We start from the raw sequence: 21,087 nt of genomic DNA on the forward strand, positions 1-21,087 counted from the left end.
CGCATCGACCGCCTCGCGTCGCGCCGGAGCCAGCTCGCGAAAGCTGAGATGGACGTCGCGATTGCCGATCGCGACGATGTCGCAATCGACCGTGCCGAACGCTGCGCATTCCGCCTCGACCTGCTGCTGCTCGGCCAGACCGACCACATCCATTGCGGCACGGAAGCGCAGGCCGCCGCCCGAGATGTCGAGCACGGTGCCGTCGACATGGCCACCCCGGCTGCGCAGCCGCGCGGCGATCGTGACCGGGCGGCGCAGGTCCGCAGAGCGGCGGTCGCCGACGCTCGAGGTCCGCAGTGACACCATCAGATTGGCGCGCAGCTCCGACACCCGGCCATTGGTGCCGTTGACGAGCTCCGACACGGTCCGGGTCTGCTGCTCGATCTCGGTCGAGCGGCCGGAGATCCGGGTGACGTTCTCCGCGACCATGGCAACGCCGGCGGAGGCCTCCGACAGGCTGCGTGCAACCTCGCGCAAGGTCGCCTCCTGCTCCTCGGCGGCTGCGGCCATCGCGGCGCTGGCGCCATCGATGCTGCCGATCGCCGCGCTGATCTTGCTGATGACGGCGGTCGAATCCGTGGTTGCCGAGGAGATGCGGTCGATGCGCTGCGCGATGTCGTCGGCGGCGTCCGAGGTCTTGCGCGCCAGCGCCTTGACCTCATGCGCGACGATCGCGAAGCCGGCGCCCGCTTCTCCAGCGCGCGCCGCCTCGATGGTGGCATTGAGCGCCAGCAGGTTGGTCTGCGCCGCGACCTCGGCGATGGTGTTGACGACCGAGGAGATCTGCTCGGCGGCATCGCTCAAAGCGGCGACCGTCGAGCCGGCCTGCTTCGCTTCGTGCGCCGCGCGGCTGGCGAGATCGGCCGTTTCCGCCGCGCGCTGGGCGATCTCGCGTCCGGTCGCCGACAGCTCCTCCGCGGAGCTCGATACGGTCGTGACGTTGCTGCTGGCGCGCGCAGAGGCCTGCGCCACCATGCCGGCTTCGCTCGCGATGGTCTTCGCTTCCGACACCGCCTGCGCGCTGCGGGCCGATGCGTCGCTGCTGATGGTCATCACCTCGGCGACGGCGCAATCGAGATCGGTCTCGAGCAGCTCCCACATCTCGGCGAACATCTTCTTGCGCTCCTGCTCGGCGATCTCCTTGGCCCTGGCCTGCTCCTCGGTGAGACGGCGATTCTCCAGCAGCTTGCCGTGGAAGACGCCGAGCGCGCGCGAGATCTGGCCGACCTCGTCGCGGCGTTTCACCGGCTGCAGCTGAACGTCGAGATCGTTCTGCGCCAGTCGCTCCATGGCGCGCGCCATCTGCAGCAGCGGCGCGGCCAGCCAGCGGCCGAACAGCAACGCCGCTGCCGCCGCGATCAGCACCGTGACGCAGATCGACCAGAACACCGTGTCCTTCACGCGGGCCAGCTCCGCCTTGACGACGCCGAGACGTTGGTCGGCCGCCGACCGGATCGCCTGCAGCGCCGGACTGATGCTCTCGTAGTGGCGCGTCAGCTCCGCGGCCTCGTCGAGCAGCCTGGTCTGGCCGCCCATATAAGCGAGGAAGCTCGCCCGGTAGATGTCCATCAGCTTGACGATCTCGGCCTTGACCCCGTCAGGCAGATCGGATTTTGCAAGCTCCGCGCCGAACTCTTCGACCCGCTTGCGCAGGTCATCGCCGTATTTGGGATCACCGCGCAGCATGAAGTCCTTCTCGTGCCGGCGCATCATCAGCATCAGCACGGCCAGCCGCGGCTGGTCATGCTTCTTGAGCTGGGTCTCGATCGCATGCACGGCGGCGCGCAGCTTGCCCTGCAGCCCGTCGTTCTCGTTGAAGCCGATCACCTTCTGCGCGGCGACGACGTTGGCGAAGCGGGCCGTCGCGCCGTTGATCGCCTCGCGCGACGAGGCGGCCTGGCGCGCGGTCTCATCCGCGGGGGTGGCGGCGGCAATCTCGTCGACACGGGCGAGCCTGGATCCGATCGCGCTCACGATCGCCTCATGCGCTGCGACCCTGGCGTCGGACGGTTTCTGCAGGAATTCGGTCGCCGTCCCGCGCGCCTGCAACAGACCTTCCCAGATCTCGCCATTCAGCGCGGCCAAGGTCGCCACGCGATCGGCGGTCTGCTGGCTGTGTCGTTCGATGGAGAGTCCCACCAGATAGAAGCAGCCGATCATGGCCACGCCCGCGACACCCAGACAAAGAATTTGGCTCTTCAGCCCAAATCGAATCCGGCTCGGTGCCGGCTCCGCCGTTGCGGCGCTCATTGCTGTTCCCTATGCGTCAATTAAGTAACAGCAGTGAGTTTTAGGAATCCTGCTTAACAGCGGCCTAATTGCGCGAGCAGATCGGAAAATTTCAACCTGTGGGCGCAGTAGTATTACGGGCTTTCGAATCGATTTTGATGCCGACTAACAACTCTAAGCACGCTCTCGTGCAATCGGCGGCCCATCATGCGATGGACCGCCGACCTGCTGACTGAATCAGGCCCACTCGCCTTTGCGGAATACGGGCACGCGGCGGCCATCGGCGTGAAGGCCGTCGATATTGGTCTCGGCGGCGCCGATCATCCAGTCGATATGGATCAGGCTCTGGTTGCCGCCTTGGGCGGCGATCTGCTGCGGCGACAGCGAGGTGCCGTTGATGAAGCACTTCGAGTAGCACTGGCCGAGCGCGATGTGCGAGGCGGCGTTCTCATCGAACAGCGTGTTGTAGAACAACAGTCCGCTCTTGGAGATCGGCGAGGAGTGCGGCACCAGCGCAACCTCGCCGAGGCGGCGCGCGCCCTCGTCGGTATCGAGCACCTTGTTCAGCACCTCCTCGCCCTTCGACGCCTTGGCCTCGACGATGCGGCCCTCTTCGAACTTCACCTGGATGTCGTCGATCAGCGTGCCCTGATAGGACAGCGGCTTGGAGCTTCTGACGTGACCGGACACGCGGCGGCAATGCGGCGTCGTGAACACCTCCTCGGTCGGGATGTTGGCGTTGCAGACGATGCCGTTCTTCGCGGTCGAGGCGCCGCCTTCCCACTCGTGACCGTCGGCGAGGCCGATCGTGAGATCCATGCCGGGTCCGGTGTAGTGCAGCGCGCTGAAGCGCTGGCCGTTCAGCCACTCGGTCCGCTCGCGCAGCACGGCGTTGTGGCGCTCCCACGCGGACACCGCATCCTCGCGGTCGACGCGCGATGCCGCGAAGATCGCATCCGCCAATTTGGCGACCGCGACCTCTTCGGGAACATCAGGGAAGACCAGCTTGGCCCAGGACGCGCTGGGATAGGCGATGATGTTCCAGTTGGTCTCGAAATTGGTGATCTTCTCCAGGGCCGGCTGATAGGCCTTGGAGTTGGCCTTGCTGGCGCGCGCCACCTTGGTCGGATCCTGGCCGGACAGCAGCATCGGATTGTCGCCGACGATGGCGAGCCGCGCGGTGTTCTCGGAGAACGCCTTGGCCATGCCCTGGTACAGCCAATCGGCCGCGCGATCGAAGCTGTTGTCATGACCGAAGCGATAGCGCGCCAATGTCAGCTCCTCGTCGGAGAAGAACGAGGTCACGATCCCCGCGCCGGCCTTGTAGGCATGCTCCGCGACCTTGCGCACCAGCGGCAGCGCCACCGACGGCGCCGTCAGCAGCAGATCCTGCCCCGGCTGCAATTGCAGGCCGACCTTCACCGCGACCTCGGCCAGACGGTCGAGCTTCACGGGATCGATGGCGGTATCGAAGCTTCGGGGGTGTGCGGTCATCAGCGGTGTCCAGTTCCGTTTCTCGTGGGATGTTCAAGAGATAAGCCAATGGATGGGGCGGTCAATGGCGAAGCGCCGCAGTCTCCGCTGTCGTCCCGGGCTTGACCCGGGACCCATAATCACCGTCGGGACTGGTTGCACGAGCTGGATGCTCCAGCGTGCCCTCAAACGACTGCCGCGGAGTATGGGTCCCGGATCGGCGCCGCGACGCGCGGTGCGCGTCACGGCTTGTCCGGGACGACAGCGGAGTGTGCGGTTACGACTTTGCATTCTCGCACCCGCTTTCGCGTCCGAGTCTTGCTGGTCCAATCACCCTCTGCAAACCGAGGGTGCAGGGAGAGCCGGGCCTCGACTGAGGCCCGTGGCCCGCCTGCGGAAAAAATGCAGGCGGCAGGTACCACAGGTCCAGCCGGATCGACCCGGCCCTCCCTGCGCGATGGTTTTCACGGCTGCTTCGCGATCTCCCCGGTGCGCCGGGCGTGTTGGCCACCGTCATCCGCGCGAGCGCTTCGAGCGCATCGACGCAGACTTGACCTCAGCTTCGGGAGGCCAGGACCACGCGACTTGACCGTACGGACCGATGTCGTTCGTCGGCGCGAGTAACTCACGCTGCGACCCGGCCCGCCCATCACATCCCGCACTCCACGCTTCGTGACGACCGCGCAGCGCCCCTCGTCGATGAGGCGGAACGAGGTGAGGACATCACGATTTTCCGAAATCGGCAAGATGAATATTTCTTTTGATAGGACTGGACAGGCCAAATCAGCTTGAGCCCATTCACGAAATCAGGTTTTGCGTGACTCCGCCGCTCACGTGCTGCACGTATCCGAACCCGCCGTTCGCATATTCGCGACGCGCTGTGAGTCGCCCGACGGGCACGAATTCATCCTTGCTCTCGATCTGCCTTCAATTGAGACGACCATTGAGCTGACGGTGCATCAGGAGCATGCCGCGCTCTCCCCGTCATTGCGAGGAGCGCAGCGACGAAGCAATCCAGGGTCCCGCACACCACACCGGATTGCTTCGCTTACGCTCGCAATGACGATGGATGGAGCTGGGGCTTAGCTCACTTCTCTCGACGAGGCGCAACGACCAGCCGCCGTCTCATCCAAGCCTGGGGTTATGAGCCCTGCGTTCGCAGGGACGACAGCGGAGTTCGGAGCTTCTTCCCAGTCCGTCCGCGAACACGCGGCCATATCTTCCTCCTGACGGGATCCCTCCGCAGGCCGAATTGGCGAAATGAACTTCGACAAGGAGTCAAGCAAATACGTTAATTCGGAACTGCCTGAGCGGGCAGCCATGTCCCGTATTTGCATGGCTCAGGGGCGATTCGGTCACTTTGAGGACATGTTTAACGGTTGATTGGCGCGCGGCAGGGGGATTTCACAGTGTACAGGAGTCCTCCGAATGTACCGCGTTATTCTTGTCGTCGCTGCCTTGCTTGCTCTCTCCGTGCAAGCCGAGGCGCGTCCTCGCCACCATCATCACGCGTCTTATCACCATCACTCCTCCCATCACCGTTATTCCTATCGCCATCACTCCTACATGAACGCGATGGCCTCGATTCCGGGCGAAGCCCGTGTCGAAGGTCGTGTCGTCGGCGGCCGCCCGTCGGGCTGCCCGCATGCCTTCTGCGGCTGCGAGGCCTCGCTCTACACGTTCGGCCGCGTCATTCCGGAACTCAATCTGGCCGCCAACTGGCGCCGCTTCCCGCGCGCCGTGCCGGCTCCGGGCATGGCGGCGGTCCGCTCGGGCCACGTCATGATCCTGCAGCAGCAGGTGGCCGGCAACGTCTGGCTCGTGCATGACGGCAATTCCGGCGGCCACGTCACCCGCGAGCACCCGCGCTCGATCGCCGGCTACACGATCGTGAATCCGCGTGGCGGTTCGACGATGTTCGGCGCGGCGTCTCGTGTCACGCGCGAAGCCCGTGCGCCGCGCTATCAGCGGCTCGCGCGCAATACGCGTCCCGACGGTTGGATGGCCAGCGCGACTCCGATGGCGTTCAACTAACGGGTTGGGACAGGAGCGGAGCGGTCTGCGTCTCGCATCTCGCTTCGCTCCTGCCGGTCCGACGTCGTCTGATGACGGGCGACGCTACGGCTTGAACACGTAGCCGGGGCCGATCGCCGCGGCCTCAGGGATCGCCGGCAGGTCGGCGAACAGCTCGGGCTTGTCCTTCATCACCTTCAGGATGAATTTCGGCTCGATGTGCGCATTCACGTCGAAGGTCGATTTGAGGATCCCGAGCCGCTGCAGCCGGTCCTCGGCGCTGTACAGCGCTCGATAATTGTTTGCCGACAGCCGGCGGTCGGCCTGCTGGATGTTGAACTGCATCGCGGCCTCGGCGACCTCCTGCTTGAGCCCGGGAATCCAGCGCGTCGCGACCTGCGCCGCCTGCTTCGGGTTCTTGCGCATCCACTGATCGGCCTCGGACACCGCGGCGAGAAACTTCTCGATGGTCTCGCCATTGGCCTGCACCCAGGGCCGCAGCGCCACGTTGAATCCGAGATAGGCGATGACGTCGCCGCCGCGCACCAGCTCGAACGCGCCGGGCACATCCTTGCCGGCGACGATCGGCCACGGGTCCCAGCCGGAGAAGGCGTCGATGCCCTTGGCGAGCAGCGCCACCGTCATGTCCGGTGGCGGCGTATTGACGAGGGTGACATCGTCGGGTTTGAGCCCGGCCTTCTCCAATGTCGCGAGAATGTAGAGATGATTGATCGTGCCGAACGAGGCCGCGATCTTCTTGCCCTTCAAGGTCGAGAGGTCGCCCTTGACGATGCCCGAACCCTCGCGCGCGACGATCGCGATGGTCGCGTCGGAGCCGGCCTTGGTGGCGTTGCCGCTGTAATTGCCGAGCGCCACGAGGTCCATGCCGCGCAGGACGGCGCCGATCATGGGCACGCCGACCTGCACGATGTCGCTCTCGCCCGCCTGCAGCGCGTTGAGCGCGTCGACGCCGGTGGCGTAGGGCCGCGCGATCGCGACATCCAGGCCATGCTTCTCGAAGAAGCCGCGCTCCAGCGCGATCGGCAGGCCGATCTGATCGATGCCCGTCACCATGCCGGCCTTCAGCTTGGTCAGGGTCTGCGCAGCCGCCGGCACACAGGCCAGCGCGAGCGCGGTTGCAGCTACCAACAGGCGTCTCATTCTATCCTCCCTCCTTGATCGGTCCGACCGACGTCACCCAATAGGGCCGGGCGATCGCGGGCAGATCCCTTCGTTTGACACCACGCAGTTCGATGGAGCGGTCGTCGGTGCCGGAGACGCGCCCATATTGCTGGAACGCCAGCACGTGAAAGCGCTCCGGCGTGAACGGCAGCTCGATCTGGACGTTGAGCTTGTCGGAGGTGCCGGCGAGCTCGGGCGAGATCTTGCCGGGCGCGGCCAGCGTGAGCCAGAGCTGGAAGCCGCCATACGCCGCAATCACGCCGAGGACGACGCGGCCCCTGGTCGAATTCAGCGCCTGCAGCAGGAGGCTCATGCCGCGCGCACCATCTGCAGCACCTGCGCCGACAGGCGCTTGAACTCATCGTCGTCGACGAGCTGATCCCACACCCGCGGCCGCGGCAGGTCGACCGCGACCTCGTCGAGGATGCGGCCCTTGGAGAGCACGACGACCCGGTTGGCGAGGAACACCGCCTCGCCGACATCGTGCGTGATGAACAGGACGGTGGGCTTGCGGTCCTGCCAGATCCGCGTCAGCTCCTCCTGCAGCGTCATCCTCGTCTGCGCGTCGACCGCCGCGAACGGCTCGTCCATCAGCAGCACCGCAGGCTCGTTGGCCAGCGCGCGCACCACGCCGACGCGCTGCTGCATTCCGCCGGACAATTCGTTGGGATAGCGGTTGGCGGCGTGCGACAGGCCGGCCAGCGCCAGGTAGTCGCGGGCGATGCGGTCGCGCTCGGCCTTGGGCACGCCGCGCATCTTCGGGCCGAAGCCGACATTGTCGAGCACGGTCTTCCAGGGGAACAGCGCGAACGACTGGAACACGACGCCGCGCTCCGGACCCGGGCCGTTGACCGGCGTGCCGTCGAGCAGGATCTCGCCCTTCGAGTGCGGGATGAAGCCGGCGATCATGTTGAGGATCGTGGTCTTGCCGCAGCCGGACGGGCCGACGACGGAGACGAACTCCCCTTGTTGCACGTCGAGCGAAACATCGTGCACGGCCGTGACGTGCGCGCCGGCGTAGGGGTCGAAATAGGTCTTGCCAAGATTGCGCAGCGAGAGCGTCTTCATGATGTCACCAATCCCCAGCGCTCTCCGGTCGCGCGTTCGAGCGGCGCGAGGATCCAGGCGTCGACGACGTACCAGAGCAAACCCAGGATGATCATGCCGAGCACGATCTCGACGGTGGAGCCGGCGCGGCGCGCGTCGAACATCATGAAGCCGATGCCCGAGGTGCCGACGATCATTTCGACCGCGATCAGCGCGCGCCAGCCATAGCCGAGCCCGTTGCGCAGGCCGGTGATGATGTTGGGCAGCGCGCCCGGCAGCGTCACCTCCCACAGCACGCGGGCGCGCGAGGCGCCGAGGCAGAGCGCGGCGCGGCCGAGATCGCGCGGCACCGATTCGACGCCGAGCACGGTGTTGAGCACGACCGGAAACAGCACGGTGTAGACGATGACGAAGGTCATCGTGGTCAGGCCGAAGCCGAACCAGATCAGGAGGATCGGCAGCCAGGCGATGTCGCCGATGGCCTGGAAGAACAACAGCACCGGCCAGCAGATCCGGTGCGCCCAGCGGCTGGTACCGATCAGGATGCCCAGGGGCACGCCGAGCGCCATGCCGACGGAGGCGCCGACGAACAGGCGGATCAGGCTGTCCTGCAGATAGTCCGGCAGGATGCCCTTGTAGGTCAACGTCACGAAGGAGCGGACGACGTCTGCGGGGCCTGGAAAGAACGCGCGCGGAAACAGCCCGGCCTCGGCCACGATGGTCCACAGCGCGACGACCGGGATGAAGGGGATGACCGCCGCGAGCGCCGGCCAGCGCCGCGTCATACGCGCGTACCCGCCCCACATCTGCAGCAACAGGTTCATGCTCGCCTCACCATGCCCCAGCGCTCGATCGTGGCGCGTTCGATGCGCACCAGGATCAGCCGGTCGATCAGCAGCCACAGCACGCCGATCACGATCATGCCGAACACGATCACCTCCGTGCGATAGAAGTCGCGCGCGACGAACAGCATGTAGCCGAGGCCGACATTGGTCGCGATCATCTCGGCCGCGATCAGTCCGCGCCAGGCGAAGCCGAGCCCGGTGCGGATGCCCGTGACGATGTTCGGCAGCGCGCCCGGCAGCAGCACCTCGGTCAGCATGGCCCATCGTCCGGCGCCGAGCGACCACGCGGCATTGCGCAGCGTGTGCGGGATGGTCTGCACGCCGAGCAGGGTGTTGTAGGTGACGACGAAGAACACGGCGTTGAAGATCACGAACACGATCGCGCCGAAGCCGTAGCCGAACCACAGCGTCGCGATCGGAATCCAGGCGATGCCGGCCAGCACCGAGAAGAAGCGGAACAGCGGTGTCAGGAACGCAGCCACTGTCGGGCTGACGCCCATGGCGACGCCGAGCGGCACCGCGGTGGCGATGCCGATCAGCGTGCCGAGCCCGACCCGCAGCAGGCTGGCGCCGATATGGGCGATCAGGGTGCCGTCGCGGATCGAGTCGAGCGCTGCGCCACCGACGGCGCCGATCGATGGAAATACGCGCGGGTTGACCTCGAACAGCGGGACGACGATGGCCCAGATCGCGAGCAGCGCCAGCAGCGGCGCGACGAACATCGCGCTGCCGGCGAGGCTCGCCGCGCCGCGCATGAGCCATGGCGACCTGATTTTCACACTGGCCGGCACCTGAACGTCATCTCCCTGATTCATCCTGCTGCCTTGCTCGGCATCTCGTCACGACGCGCCGCGCTTCTTCCTGTCGCGGCTGCGTTTCAGCTCATGTGATCGCGTAGCCTCCATCGATGATCAGCACCGTGCCGGTGACGAACGAGGCCACCGGCGAGCAGAGATAGAGCACGCCGCCGAGCAGATCGGCCGGGGTGCCCCAGCGCCCGAGCGGGGTGCGATCGAGGATCGGCTTGGCACGCGCCGGATCGGCCTGCAGCGCAGATGTCAGCGGCGTCGCGATCCAGCCGGGCGCGATCGCGTTGACGCGAATGCCGTCGGCGGCATAGGCGATTGCAAGTGACTTGGTCAGCTGCGCGATGCCGCCCTTGCTGGCGGCGTAGCCGGGCACGAGGCCGCCGCCGAAGAACGACAGCATCGACGCCAGGTTGACGATCGCGCCCTTGGAGCGCGCCAGCAGCGGCCGCGTCGCGGCGCAGACCCGCATCGAGCCGGTGAGGTTGACGTCGACGACGTCGGCGAACACCTCAGGCTGCAATTCGTCGCCGCGGCGGATCATGCCGGCGCAGTTGACGACGACGTCGAGCGCCTCCAGCGCGCCGGCGAACGAGCGCACCGCCGCGTCATCACGGACATCGAGGTGCTGCAGCCTGGCGCGCCCGAGCAGCGGATCGGCGGCGGCGGCCGTGATTTCAGCATCGCTGACGCCGACGGCCGTAACCTCGGCGCCGGCCTGCAGGAAGCCGCGGGCGATGCCGGCGCCGATGCCCGAGGTGCCGCCGGTTATCAGCACGCGCCGGCCGGCATACCATTGCGCGGCCCAGGCGCCGTCCGTTGCGGTGTGATCCGGTCCCGTCATCAGCGCACGAACTGGTCGACATAGTCGGCGCCGAGCCCGCATTCGGCATAATGCGCGCGGCACATGTCGATCTTGGTGAAGACGTCCTCATAACCGGTGTGGCGGTTCTGCTCGTCGAGATAGATCATCGAGCCCTGGATGTTGAAGAAGGTGATCATCTCCGGCGTGTCCTCCGGCACCGTCAGCGTGTGGATCTCGCCGGGCGGCTCGAACACGTAGGAGCCTTCGGTCGCCACCCAATCGTGCTCGCGATAGAACCATTTGCCTTTGAGCACGAAGCCGTGGACGGGGTTCGGATGCAGGTGGCGGGAGAGCACGCCCGACTTGCGGACGCGCAGCAGATTGCACCATTGGCCCTGCCGCGTGTTCAGCATCAGCGGCCGAAACCAGACGTCCTTGGCCTGGGGCACCCAGACGCGCTCGTCGGTCGGCATCGCGACCACGGCGATCTCCGGCGACGCCAGGACGTGGGTCGATCCCTTCATGTCACGATACATCGCGCTTCCTTTTGGTTTTTCGGTCGGTCTTCTTCGCGGCGCCGCCCGCATCGCGCTTGCGCGTGGCCGCGGCGATCGCGGGGCGCCGGGTTGCGAGCCGTGACTTTGTGTAGCCGAGCACGCGCTCCATCGCGGTGCGCGCCTTGTCGGGATTGCCCTCGTCGATCGCGCGCGCGGCGGCGGCATGGTTCGGCAGATTGTCCTTGAACCAGCCGGCGCTGCCGACCGCGACCAGGAAAACGGTGCTGAGAATGGTGTCGACGGCGCCGCGGAAGCCCTGCAGCACCGGGTTGTGGGTCGCGTCGAGGATCGCGAGATGGAAGGCTTTGTCGGCGGCGATCGCGCTGGCGAGATCCTTCGCCGTCTCCATCGCCGCGAGGGCGGTATTGATGCGCCAACGGTCGTTCTTGGTCGCGCGCTCGGCGGCGAGCGCGGCCGCGGCCGGCTCGATGATCGAGCGCACCTCCTGGATCGCCAGCAGGAGATCGCGGTTCGGCTCGTCCTGTCCGACCAGCCAGCTCAGCACGTCGCGATCGAGCAGGCTCCAATCATGCCGCGGCAGCACATGCGTGCCATGGCGCGGCCGCACGCTGACGAGGCCCTTGGCGGCGAGCGTCTTGATCGCTTCGCGGATGACGCCGCGGCCGACCCCGAACCGCGCTTCGAGGTCGGGCTCGGGCGGCAATGCGGTGCCGACGGGAATGAGGTCCTGCGCGATCTCGCGGCCGAGCGTCGTCAGCACGGTCCGGATGCGGCCGGGCTTGACGAGGCCTGCGGTGCTCTGCCGCGCTTTGGCCAAGAGGGGTTCCTTCCCGTGGGCGACCTGTCTGGCGAGGTCTGCTTCGCAAAGGCTAGCACGGGCCAAACGGCCTTGGCAAACATCGGATGTTTAACATCCGATGTTTGGGCAGTGCAGCGAGCCGCGGCATTACGTCGCCCGCGTCTCCCGCCTGAACAGCACGTAGAGCGCCGGCAGCACCAGCAGCGTCAGCATCGTCGAGGAAATGATGCCGCCGATCACGACCGTGGCGAGCGGGCGCTGCACCTCGGCGCCGGCGCCCGTCGCGAGCGCCATCGGCACGAAGCCGAGCGAGGCGACGAGCGCCGTCATCAGCACCGGCCGCAGCCGCTCCATTGCGCCTTCCTCCACGGCGGCGAGCACGCCGCGTCCGTCCTGGCACAGGCGCTCGATGAAGGCGATGATCACGAGCCCGTTGAGCACGGCAACGCCTGAGAGTGCGATGAAGCCCACTCCGGCGGAGATCGACAGCGGCAGGCCGCGCAACAGCAGCGCGGCAATGCCGCCGGTCAGCGCCAGCGGCGCGCCGGAGAACACCAGCGCGGCGTCCGCCAATGAGCGCATGCTCATGAACAGCAGCAAGAACACCAGCGCGAGCGCGATGGGCACCACGATGGTGAGCCGCTTGGTGGCCGAGAGCAACTGCTCGAACTGACCGCCCCAGCCGATCCAATAGCCCGGCGGCAGCTTCACCTTGTCGGCCACCGCGGCTTGCGCCTCGGCCACGAACGAGCCAAGGTCGCGGGCGCGGACATTGGCGGTGACGACGATGCGGCGCTTGCCGTTCTCGCGGCTGACCTGGTTCGGGCCCGGCGCAGAAGCAATGGACGCGACCGACGACAGCGGCACGTAGCGCGGCTGTGCGGCGGAGTTGAAGGCGGTACGCATCGGCGTCGTGCTGGAGTCCTCACCCGCCGGCAGCGGAATCGGGATGGCGCGGATCGCATCGAGATTGCCGCGCAGGCGCTCGGGCAGGCGGACGACGATGTCGAACCGGCGGTCGCCGTCGAACAGTTTTCCGACCGCCTTGCCGCCGATCGCGATCTCGACGACGCTCTGCACCTCGGCGACGCTGAGGCCGTAACGTGACAGCGCCTGGCGGTCGATCTTGACGGTGAGGATCGGCAGGCCGGCGACCTGCTCGGTCTTGACGTCGGTCGCGCCGTTGATGCCCCGGATCGCGGCCTCGACCTGGCGCGCGGCGCCCTGGAGGATGTCGAGATCGTCGCCGAAGATCTTGACGCCGACATCGCTGCGCACGCCGGAGATCAGCTCGTTGAAGCGCAGTTGGATGGGCTGCGAGATCTCGTAGTTGCTGCCTGGGATCTCGTCGGCAGCCTGCTCGATCTCGGCGACCAACGCCGCCTTCGGCTTCGCGGGATCCGGCCATTCGCCGCGCGGCTTCAGCATGATGTAGCCATCGCCCTGCGACGGCGCCATCGGATCGGTGGCGACCTCCGCCGTGCCGATGCGGGTGAAGACGTCCTTGACCTCGGGAATCCGGCGCAGCCGCGCCTCCAGCGCCTTCTGCAAGTCGACGGAGAGCGTGAGGCTGGTGCCGGGAATGCGCAGCGCCGCGAGCGCGACGTCGCCCTCGTCGAGGCTCGGAATGAACTCGCCGCCCATGCGCGTGGCGGCAAAGCCGCTCACGGCGACGATCACGATCGCCACGGCGGCAACCGTCATGCGATAGGCGATGGCCGCACGCAGGAGCGGCGCGTAGATCCGCCGCGCGCCGCGCATGATAACATTCTCCTGCTCGGCGACTTTCCCGGTGACGACAATCGCGACCGCGGCGGGCACGAAGGTGATCGAGAACAGGACGGCAGCGCCGAGCGCCATCAGCACGGTCAACGCCATCGGCGTGAACATCTTGCCCTCGACGCCGGTCAAGGTCAGCACCGGCAGATAGACCACGGCGATGATGCCAGTGCCGAACAGGCTCGGCCCGATCACCTCGCGCGCGCCGGCCACGATCGTCTGCAGCCGCTCGGAGGTGGTGAGCAGGCCGCCCTTGCGATGCTGCGCCTGAGCGAGCAAGCGGAGACAGTTCTCGACGATGATGACGGCACCGTCGACGATGATGCCGAAATCGATCGCCCCCAGGCTCATCAGATTGGCGCTGACCTTGCTCTCCACCATGCCGGTGATGGTCATCGCCATCGACAGCGGAATGATGCAGGCGGTGACCAGCGCAGCTCGGATGTTGCCAAGCAGCAGGAACAGCACGATCACGACGAGGGCGGCGCCTTCGAGCAGGTTCTTTTCGACGGTGCGGATGGTCGCTTCGACGAGATGCGTGCGGTCGTATAGCGTGCGCGTGATCACGCCGTCGGGCAGCGACTTCGCGATCTCGTCGAGCCGTGCTGCGACGCGGCGCGCCACGGCGCGGCTGTTCTCGCCGATCAGGAGCATCGCCGTGCCCAGGATCGTCTCGTCGCCGTTGAGCGTCGCGGCGCCCGTGCGCAGGTCGCGTCCCTCCATGATTTCGGCGACGTCACCGATGCGCACCGGGGTCCCGCCACGGGCGCCGATCACGAAGTCCTTCAGCTCGGCGGCGCTGCCGACCTGGCCGGGCGCGCGCACCAGATATTGCTCGCCATTGCGCTCGATATAGCCGGCGCCGACATTGGCGTTGTTGGAGGCGAGCGCAGCGATGACGTCGCGGAAGCTGATCCGGTAGGCCATCAGGCGGCCGGGGTCCGGCAGCACGTGGAACTGGCGCTCGAAGCCGCCGATCGTATTGACCTCGATCACGCCGGGCACGCCGCGCAGCTGTGGGCGGATGATCCAGTCCTGGACGGTGCGCAGATCGGTCGGCGAATAGTCGGTGCCTTCCGGCGTCTTGGCGCCGGGCCTGGCTTCCACCGCATACATGAAGATTTCGCCCAGGCCCGTCGACAGCGGCCCCATCGCCACCTCGACGCCGGGCGGCAGCTGATCCTTGATCTGCTGGATGCGCTCGTTGACCTGTTGGCGCGCGAAATAGATGTCGGTGCCATCCTGGAACACGACGGTGACCTGGCTCAGGCCGTAGCGCGACAGTGAGCGCGTGGTGTCGAGGCGGGGCAGGCCGCCCATCGCGGTCTCGACCGGGAAGGTGATGCGCTGCTCGGTCTCGAGCGGCGAATAGCCGGGCGCCTTGGTGTTGATCTGTACCTGAACGTTGGTGATGTCGGGCACCGCGTCGATCGGCAGCCGGGTGAAATTCCAGGCGCCGAACGCGGCGACCGCGAGCGCGGCCAGCAGCACCAGCCAGCGCTGGCGGACGGCAAAAGCGAGGATCGCGTCAATCATGCTCGGCCTCCCCCTTGCCCATCTCCGCCTTCACGACAAAGCTGTTCTCGGCGACGTAGTGCTCGCCGGGAGAGAGGCCGTCACGGATCTCCACATAGGTCGGATCGGACTCGCCGAGCGCGACCGGACGCGCCTCGATCTTGTCGCCCTCCTCGCGGACGAACACGACGGTCTTGTTCTCCAAGGTCTGGATCGCACTGGCGCGCACCGCGACCGCGACGCTGCGCTTGGCGAGCACGAGGCGAGCGGTGACGAACAGGCCGGGGCGCAAGCGGCCGTCGGCATTGGCCAGCACGACGCGTGCGAGCGCCGTCTGGGTTTCGCTCGCACCGACCGGAGCGACGTAGGAGACGCTGCCTTTGATCGGGCCGTGGCCGTCATCGGGATCGATCAGCACCTCGTCGTCCAGCCGGACGCGCCGGAGATCCTGGCGATAGATCGAGAGGTCGACCCAGATGGTCGAGAGATCGGCGACCACGAAGGCCGGCTTCTGCTCGGAGGCGTATTCGCCGAGCGAAATCTGGCGGTCGATGATGGTGCCGCCGATCGGCGCCTTCAGGTCGTAGGCGGTGAGGCTCTGGTTGCTCTCGATCGCGGCGAGCAGCTCGTCCTTGGCGACGGTGTCGCCGATGCGCTTCCTGATGGCGCGGACGATGCCGGGAAAGCGCGGCGTCACCTGCACCAGCGCTTCCTGGTTGGCGCGCAGCACGCCGTTGAAGGCCAGCGTATCCGACAGTGTGGCAGGTCCGGCTTCGGCGAGGGTGACGCCCGCGGCAGCGAGCTTGACGTCGCTGATGCGGATGCGATCGGCGCCGTGCTCGTCCTGCTCGACGTGATCCTTCGGCGCCGTTCGCTCCTTGCCGCCGTGGTCGGCATGGCCCGTCGCGGCCTCGTGTGGCATCGCCTCGACCAGCAATCGCGATGCACCTGCGCCGGCGGCGGCCGCGAGGATTGCAATGACAATGACGGTGCTCGCTCTCATCGCGCGGTCTCCCGGGCCAGCGTGAAGGGACGGCCGACCAGGCCTTCGATGGTCGCGACGGCGACATGAATGTTCTGCAGCGCCTCCTGCTCGCGCAGCCGCGCCTGCGCCACGGTCGCTTGCGCGTCCAACACTTCGAGCAGCGAGAAGCGGCCGGCGCTGTAGCCCTGGGCGATCTCGTCCGCCGCCTCCTGCGCCTTGGGAATCGCGATCTCGCGCAGCACGGACAATTCTCGCAGCGAGCCCTGCAGCGAATCATAGGCGCGGCCGGCGATCACCAGCAGCGCGTTGCGGTTGGCCTTGCGCTCGGCTTCGGTCTTGGCGACGCTTTCCTGCGCCGAAAGGATGTTGCCCTGGTTCTGGTCGAACACGGGAATGGGCACGGAGATGCTCAATCGGACGGCATCGTCATTGGTGTCGTTGAAGTGACGCCAGCCGGCACTGACGCGGACATCGGGATAGGGTTTCAGACGCGCCAGCAGCAGCTCGGCATTGCGCTGCGCATAGACCGCGGTCCAGCGCACGAGCTGCGGATTGGCATCGATGGCGGCGATCACGGTCTGGAATGACGGCGGCTGGCCCGTTGCATCAAAGCGGCCGGTCACGGTTGGGAGCTTTGCCGAGATCTCACCAATCAGCACCGCGAGCTCGCGCCGCGCGCTGGCCAAGGTCGCCTTGACGCGCTCGCGATCGGCGCGCACCAGCGCCGAGGCGACCTCGGCGCGGCCGGTCTCTGCCGGAGACGAGGCGCCGGCCTCGACGCGACGGCGCAGCAGCGGCGTCAACCGGTCGAGAGCGGCGACCTCGTCGTCGAGGATCTGGATGCGGCGCTGCGTCGCGAGCACCGTGACGAAGGCGATTGCGGTCTCCGACAGCACCTCGAGCCGCACCGCCTGGCGCTGGATCTCGGCCACGCGCACGCCGGCCTGTCCCGCGGCGACCCGCGCATCGCGCTTGCCGAACCATTCGAACGCCTGGCTGATCTGCAAGGTTGTCTCGGCCGAACGCGTGCCGCGATATTGGCCCGAACCGAAGGAATTGTCCTGCTCGTAGGAGAGCTCCGGATTGAGCAGCGCGCCGGCCTGCAGGCGCTGCCCGGACGCGATGCCGATGTCGCGATCGGCGGCGGAGAGACGCGGATTGGCGGCGAGCGCGCGCGACAGCGCCTCGCGCAGGGTCAAGGTCTGCGCGGCAGCGGCGTGCACGGGCAGCGCGAGCAGGGCTGCGGCGCATGCAATGCGCGCAGCCATCACGGAGAATGGCATCAAGATGAACCTGTCTGGACGGGCAATGAGGACGGCGGTCGCCGTCCGGCATGGGACGTCAGGTCAGGTGTTTGGGCGGCGGCGAATCGGAATCGGGCCGGATGCCGGCACGCAGCGCGGGAGCGGCCCAATCCGTAGCTGCGACGAGGTCGCTCGGAAGCATCGCGAGCTGCAATTGCGGGACGGCCACCGAGAAGCAGCCGTGGCAATGATGATCGGAGATGTCGCGTGAATCGGAATGCCCGGCCTTGTCCAGCAACGATGCGATCTCCGGCTTGCCGGACGACGCATGTGCGACGTCGAGATCACAGGTGCCGTGCAGCGCGCCGGCGAGCAGATAAACAACGATCACGCACAGCGCCGCCATCCGGCGCAATAGCCCTGCACGGCTCGTCAGATATCGTTGGCCAATGCTGCGCACGGCATCCCCTGTTCGGCCAGCGGATAGCACGCGGGGTCAGGCGTTGTCGATCAGCAACAATGTAACAAGCGGAACCGTCTACAGTGCGGCCAGCGCCGGCGCGAGGATCACGCCGGCGAGCAGCGCCAGCGCCGCAGCACTGCAACGATAGCCGAGCGTCGCCGGCACGAGGCTGCCAAGCCCGCGGCGCAAGGTCGCGCCGAGTACGATCCAGCCTCCGCCGATGCTCGCGATCGACAGCCCGAGCGTGACGACGAACGGCAGCAGACGCGCGGCATCGCCGTCCGCCGGCAGCAGGGTGAAAGCGAAGATGATGGCCTTGGGATTCAAGAGCGTGGTGACGAACACCCGGCGCAACGCCACCGGCACAGCATCCCCAGCGCGGCCGCCGCCGTGGCGCCACAGCGCGACCGCGAGGTGCAGGAGATAGAGCACGACCGCGACGCGCAAGGCGTGTCCAACCAAAGGCATTGCTGCGAGCACCGGGCCGAGCACGATGCGCAACGTCATGATCGCGAGCAGATAGCCGACGAGCTCGGCGAGCAGCAGATGCACCGAAGCGCGCACGCCACGGCTCGCGCCGGCCGTGGCGAGCAGCGTGTTGGTCGGGCCGGGCGTGGCGAGCAGGGCGATGCTTGCGGCGAGGAAGGTCGCGATGTCCATGCGGGCATCGAGCACGTGCATCATTCGCTTGCCTTGATGCGGGTCAAGGTCGGCCGCGTCTCCCGTCCACTCACGGCGGGGTGCGGCAGCGCGAGTGCCGATTTCCGGAACGGGGCGTTGGATCGGCGGTAAGCCGTGGCGCATGTGCACGCCGTATTGGCGGCATGCAGCGGGCTTGATTGACACTCGGCCTTCGCAAACTAAGGTTCGCGCCGCTGGACAATGCGGGCGCAGGCGCCTCTAGCCGCCGGTGCCGGCGCGAAGGATCGGACAACAGATGACTTTGGCGATGAGCTGGGACGAATGGGCCCGGCATGACGGCATGGCGCTCGCAGCCCGCGTTCGCAACGGCGAGCTCACCGCGGCGGAGCTGGCGCAGCAGGCCGCCGAGGGCATTGCCAAGGTCGATCCGAAACTATCAGGCGTCGTCGAGGTGTTCGCCGACGCAATCGAAGATCCGATCAAGGCCGGCGCGAATGCCAACGGCCCGTTCGCCGGCCTGCCATTCCTGATGAAGGATCTCGGCCCGACCATGGCCGGCCGCCTGCAGGAGCAGGGCTCGCTTTACATGCGCGGCAACCGTCCCGCCGCCGACACGCATCTGACGTCGAAGATGCGCAAGGCCGGTCTCAACCTGATGGGCCGCACCACGACGCCGGAGTTCGGCGTCTGCAGCTCGGCGGAGAACCCGGCCGTCTACGTCACGCGCAATCCGTGGAACACCGATTACACGACATGCGGCTCGTCCGCGGGAAGTGCTGCCATGGTCGCTGCCGGCGTGGTGCCGATCGCGCATGCCACCGATGGCGGCGGCTCGATCCGGATTCCCGCCGGCGTCAACGGCAATATCGGCTTGAAGGTCTCGCGCGGCGTGTTCTCGATCGCGCCGCATCTGTCGGATCTCACCGGCCTGGTCTCGATCCAGGGCTGCCAGTCGCGCAGCGTGCGCGACACCGCGGCCTTCGTCGATCATTGCCGCGGCGGCGCGCCCGGCGAATTTATGCCGTACTGGACGACGCCGGAGCCCTATGTCGAGCTGATCAAGCGCGATCCCGGCAAGCTCAGGATCGCGCTGTCGCATCAATGGGGCGACTATCGCGCGACGCCGCACATCGCTGCCGAGCTGGAGCGCGTCGGCAAGTTTCTCGAGGGCCTCGGCCATCACGTCGGTTACGCGCTGCCGGAGGTGGACTATCCCCAGGCCTTCGCGGCGCAGACCACCTGCTACATCTCGAACTTCGCCATCGTCATCAACAACCTGCTGGCGCAGCGCAAGCTCGAGCGGCCGCCGGCCGACCTGATCGAGCCGATCAACATCCGCATCTGGGAAGCCGGTCGCGGCACCAGCTTCGCCGAGCGCGCGGCGATGCAGGCGGTGTTCAACGCCACCTCGCGCGCCTTCGGCGCGTTCTTCGAAGCGTGGGACATCATCCTGACCCCGATCACGGCCCTGCCGACGCCGAAGATCGGCACCACGGAATATCTGACGGTCAGCGACAATCCCGACGTGCTCGACTGGTTCGGCAATCTCTGGCGGAACTTCGCCTTCACACCGCTCGCCAATCTCTGCGGCATCCCGGCGATCTCGCTGCCGCTCGCCACCAATGAGCACGGCCTGCCGCTCGGCATCCAGGCGATCGGCAAGCAGGCCGATGACGGCCTGCTGCTGCAGCTTGCCGCACAGATCGAGCGTGCGATCGACGGGAAGTGGAATAGCGGCGCGACGCCAGGGGTGCACGTCACCAACGGGTGACGGCGATCAGGTGTTGGCCGCCCTTACCGGGTCAATCGCGCGACCGGCTGCTCACCTCGGCCATCCAGGGCGAGGCCTGCAGGACGGCGATGCCGGTCTCGTCGATCACGAAGCGCGGCCGGATCTGACGCGCGTCGCTGTCCTGAACCATGGCCATCCGCTGATTGTCGAGCAGCAGCCAGCGCCCGTCCAGACGCGCCGCGGCGACGGCGTGATCTTCGCCGCGCATGGTGTCGCGCACAATGACGATGCGCAGATCCTGCGACGGGAGCCCGGCCAACCGGAGCGCAACGAGCTTCGCGATCGCGTAGTCCTCGCAGTCGCCGGCCATGCTGGCAAAGGTGGCGAGCGGGGACGCCCAGAGATCCTCCTCGCCATACTGGGCGAGGTCGCTGGCGGGGCGGATCGCCAGATTGATCGCGCGGTTGATCTCGCCGAGCCGCGCGCGGCCGTCTCTGGCGCGCCCCTGATCGACGATGGTGAGCAGGCGCAAAGCAGCTGGTGACACGCAATGCTCGCGGTCGCCGTCACAGAGGGCGAGTTGCACGCGCTCGTCGTCGAGCTTGCGCGACAGCGTCACCCATTTATCGCGCAACGGACCGGCTTCGAGCTCGGCCCGCGGCAAGGCGAATGGCTCGGTGTCGGCAGCGACAGCCGAAAGTGCCAATGGCTGACCGATCGGACCGGCGTTGGCCGGTCCGATGGCCCAGAGGACCGCACCGGCGGCCGCGGCCGCAAACGATGCCCGTATCAGCCCGAGAAGACTCATGTGACGCCCCGTCCTCGGAACTCGGCCGCGCGATGGCGCGCGCCCGGAACCGAATGCTTGTTGGAGCGAACATCCGCGCCCGAGCTTTGGCGCGGCTTAAAAATGGGATGCTTGCGATGAAATCGTGACCAGCAGGCTGAACGTTGTGTTGCCTCGATGCGACAAATCTTAGCGAAAGCGGAGCGGAGGTCGCGAATGGCGG

At 67.1% G+C, this 21,087-nt stretch carries 18 protein-coding genes; 2 read left to right on the forward strand and 16 right to left on the reverse strand.

The window, feature by feature from the left end; translation table 11 throughout:
- Together BRAO375_RS03740 and BRAO375_RS03745 are read right to left on the reverse strand one after the other, a co-directional pair.
- Window positions 1-2,160: methyl-accepting chemotaxis protein (locus BRAO375_RS03740; RefSeq protein ID WP_244423112.1), on the reverse strand; the 2,160-nt coding region annotated here is incomplete at its 3' end.
- 306 nt (window positions 2,161-2,466) lie between these two features.
- On the reverse strand, window positions 2,467-3,723 hold the full coding sequence (locus BRAO375_RS03745; protein WP_009026123.1) for an aminopeptidase: 1,257 nt from the start codon (window positions 3,721-3,723) through the stop codon (window positions 2,467-2,469).
- Window positions 3,724-5,130: 1,407 nt separating this feature from the next.
- On the opposite strand from BRAO375_RS03745, the gene BRAO375_RS03750 reads away from it, so the two are divergent.
- Window positions 5,131-5,736: a hypothetical protein gene (locus BRAO375_RS03750; RefSeq protein WP_009026124.1), complete on the forward strand. Its 606-nt coding sequence runs from the start codon at window positions 5,131-5,133 to the stop codon at window positions 5,734-5,736.
- An 84-nt stretch (window positions 5,737-5,820) separates the two neighbouring features.
- Here the strand turns inward: BRAO375_RS03750 and BRAO375_RS03755 are convergent, their stop codons facing one another.
- The 13 genes from BRAO375_RS03755 to BRAO375_RS03815 all read right to left on the reverse strand — a co-directional run bounded on the left by BRAO375_RS03755 (window position 5,821) and on the right by BRAO375_RS03815 (window position 18,387).
- Complete coding sequence (locus tag BRAO375_RS03755) at window positions 5,821-6,876, reverse strand: ABC transporter substrate-binding protein (RefSeq protein WP_009026125.1); 1,056 nt, start codon at window positions 6,874-6,876, stop codon at window positions 5,821-5,823.
- 1 nt (window position 6,877) lies between these two features.
- The gene (locus BRAO375_RS03760; protein ID WP_009026126.1) at window positions 6,878-7,210 is read right to left on the reverse strand and encodes a hypothetical protein; all 333 of its coding nucleotides are present in this window, start codon (window positions 7,208-7,210) and stop codon (window positions 6,878-6,880) included.
- A complete protein-coding gene (locus tag BRAO375_RS03765) occupies window positions 7,207-7,965 on the reverse strand; it encodes an ABC transporter ATP-binding protein (RefSeq protein WP_009026127.1) in 759 nt (252 codons plus the stop codon). The genes BRAO375_RS03760 and BRAO375_RS03765 overlap by 4 nt, the downstream gene beginning before the upstream one ends.
- Window positions 7,962-8,768: an ABC transporter permease gene (locus tag BRAO375_RS03770; RefSeq protein ID WP_009026128.1), complete on the reverse strand. Its 807-nt coding sequence runs from the start codon at window positions 8,766-8,768 to the stop codon at window positions 7,962-7,964. The genes BRAO375_RS03765 and BRAO375_RS03770 overlap by 4 nt, the downstream gene beginning before the upstream one ends.
- The gene (locus BRAO375_RS03775) at window positions 8,765-9,604 is read right to left on the reverse strand and encodes an ABC transporter permease (RefSeq protein ID WP_244423111.1); all 840 of its coding nucleotides are present in this window, start codon (window positions 9,602-9,604) and stop codon (window positions 8,765-8,767) included. The genes BRAO375_RS03770 and BRAO375_RS03775 overlap by 4 nt, the downstream gene beginning before the upstream one ends.
- A gap of 67 nt (window positions 9,605-9,671) precedes the next feature.
- Complete coding sequence (locus BRAO375_RS03780) at window positions 9,672-10,439, reverse strand: SDR family NAD(P)-dependent oxidoreductase (RefSeq protein ID WP_009026130.1); 768 nt, start codon at window positions 10,437-10,439, stop codon at window positions 9,672-9,674.
- Entirely contained in the window at window positions 10,439-10,936 is a 498-nt protein-coding gene (locus BRAO375_RS03785) for a 2,4'-dihydroxyacetophenone dioxygenase family protein (RefSeq protein ID WP_139031297.1), read from the reverse strand. The genes BRAO375_RS03780 and BRAO375_RS03785 overlap by 1 nt, the downstream gene beginning before the upstream one ends.
- Entirely contained in the window at window positions 10,926-11,735 is an 810-nt protein-coding gene (locus tag BRAO375_RS03790) for a FadR/GntR family transcriptional regulator (RefSeq protein ID WP_009026132.1), read from the reverse strand. Before BRAO375_RS03790 ends, BRAO375_RS03785 begins: the two co-directional genes overlap by 11 nt.
- A gap of 129 nt (window positions 11,736-11,864) precedes the next feature.
- Window positions 11,865-15,032 carry an efflux RND transporter permease subunit gene (locus BRAO375_RS03795; RefSeq protein ID WP_035638802.1) on the reverse strand — a complete coding sequence of 1,056 codons (3,168 nt, stop codon included), beginning with the start codon at window positions 15,030-15,032 and terminating at the stop codon, window positions 11,865-11,867.
- Complete coding sequence (gene ihpB / locus BRAO375_RS03800; RefSeq protein WP_009026134.1) at window positions 15,025-16,014, reverse strand: divalent metal ion exporter adaptor subunit IhpB; 990 nt, start codon at window positions 16,012-16,014, stop codon at window positions 15,025-15,027. Before ihpB ends, BRAO375_RS03795 begins: the two co-directional genes overlap by 8 nt.
- Window positions 16,011-17,279, reverse strand: coding sequence for a divalent metal ion exporter subunit IhpA (ihpA, locus tag BRAO375_RS03805; protein ID WP_009026135.1), 1,269 nt, complete (start codon window positions 17,277-17,279; stop codon window positions 16,011-16,013). Before ihpA ends, ihpB begins: the two co-directional genes overlap by 4 nt.
- Window positions 17,280-17,337: 58 nt before the next feature.
- Window positions 17,338-17,631, reverse strand: coding sequence for a hypothetical protein (locus tag BRAO375_RS03810; RefSeq protein WP_349545327.1), 294 nt, complete (start codon window positions 17,629-17,631; stop codon window positions 17,338-17,340).
- 147 nt (window positions 17,632-17,778) lie between these two features.
- Window positions 17,779-18,387, reverse strand: coding sequence for a LysE family translocator (locus BRAO375_RS03815; RefSeq protein WP_009026137.1), 609 nt, complete (start codon window positions 18,385-18,387; stop codon window positions 17,779-17,781).
- A 253-nt stretch (window positions 18,388-18,640) separates the two neighbouring features.
- Between BRAO375_RS03815 and BRAO375_RS03820 the strand changes: the two genes are divergently transcribed.
- Entirely contained in the window at window positions 18,641-20,116 is a 1,476-nt protein-coding gene (locus BRAO375_RS03820; protein WP_009026138.1) for an amidase, read from the forward strand.
- A gap of 31 nt (window positions 20,117-20,147) precedes the next feature.
- On the opposite strand, the gene BRAO375_RS03825 is transcribed toward BRAO375_RS03820, so the two are convergent.
- A complete protein-coding gene (locus tag BRAO375_RS03825) occupies window positions 20,148-20,885 on the reverse strand; it encodes a transglutaminase-like cysteine peptidase (protein ID WP_009026139.1) in 738 nt (245 codons plus the stop codon).
- Window positions 20,886-21,087 lie beyond the last annotated feature (202 nt).

This window comes from Bradyrhizobium sp. ORS 375 (genome assembly GCF_000239775.1).
In the GTDB taxonomy this organism is placed as follows: Bacteria; Pseudomonadota; Alphaproteobacteria; order Rhizobiales; family Xanthobacteraceae; genus Bradyrhizobium.

What these genes read in the sequence shown, in the direction of transcription:
- BRAO375_RS03745 (WP_009026123.1), bottom strand. Translation starts at nt 3,723, where the DNA reads ATGACCGCACACCCCCGAAGCTTCGATACCGCCATCGATCCCGTGAAG.
- BRAO375_RS03750 (WP_009026124.1), top strand. Translation starts at nt 5,131, where the DNA reads ATGTACCGCGTTATTCTTGTCGTCGCTGCCTTGCTTGCTCTCTCCGTG.
- BRAO375_RS03755 (WP_009026125.1), bottom strand. Translation starts at nt 6,876, where the DNA reads ATGAGACGCCTGTTGGTAGCTGCAACCGCGCTCGCGCTGGCCTGTGTG.
- BRAO375_RS03760 (WP_009026126.1), bottom strand. Translation starts at nt 7,210, where the DNA reads ATGAGCCTCCTGCTGCAGGCGCTGAATTCGACCAGGGGCCGCGTCGTC.
- BRAO375_RS03765 (WP_009026127.1), bottom strand. Translation starts at nt 7,965, where the DNA reads ATGAAGACGCTCTCGCTGCGCAATCTTGGCAAGACCTATTTCGACCCC.
- BRAO375_RS03770 (WP_009026128.1), bottom strand. Translation starts at nt 8,768, where the DNA reads ATGAACCTGTTGCTGCAGATGTGGGGCGGGTACGCGCGTATGACGCGG.
- BRAO375_RS03775 (WP_244423111.1), bottom strand. Translation starts at nt 9,604, where the DNA reads ATGAATCAGGGAGATGACGTTCAGGTGCCGGCCAGTGTGAAAATCAGG.
- BRAO375_RS03780 (WP_009026130.1), bottom strand. Translation starts at nt 10,439, where the DNA reads ATGACGGGACCGGATCACACCGCAACGGACGGCGCCTGGGCCGCGCAA.
- BRAO375_RS03785 (WP_139031297.1), bottom strand. Translation starts at nt 10,936, where the DNA reads ATGTATCGTGACATGAAGGGATCGACCCACGTCCTGGCGTCGCCGGAG.
- BRAO375_RS03795 (WP_035638802.1), bottom strand. Translation starts at nt 15,032, where the DNA reads ATGATTGACGCGATCCTCGCTTTTGCCGTCCGCCAGCGCTGGCTGGTG.
- ihpB (WP_009026134.1), bottom strand. Translation starts at nt 16,014, where the DNA reads ATGAGAGCGAGCACCGTCATTGTCATTGCAATCCTCGCGGCCGCCGCC.
- ihpA (WP_009026135.1), bottom strand. Translation starts at nt 17,279, where the DNA reads ATGCCATTCTCCGTGATGGCTGCGCGCATTGCATGCGCCGCAGCCCTG.
- BRAO375_RS03815 (WP_009026137.1), bottom strand. Translation starts at nt 18,387, where the DNA reads ATGATGCACGTGCTCGATGCCCGCATGGACATCGCGACCTTCCTCGCC.
- BRAO375_RS03820 (WP_009026138.1), top strand. Translation starts at nt 18,641, where the DNA reads ATGACTTTGGCGATGAGCTGGGACGAATGGGCCCGGCATGACGGCATG.
- BRAO375_RS03825 (WP_009026139.1), bottom strand. Translation starts at nt 20,885, where the DNA reads ATGAGTCTTCTCGGGCTGATACGGGCATCGTTTGCGGCCGCGGCCGCC.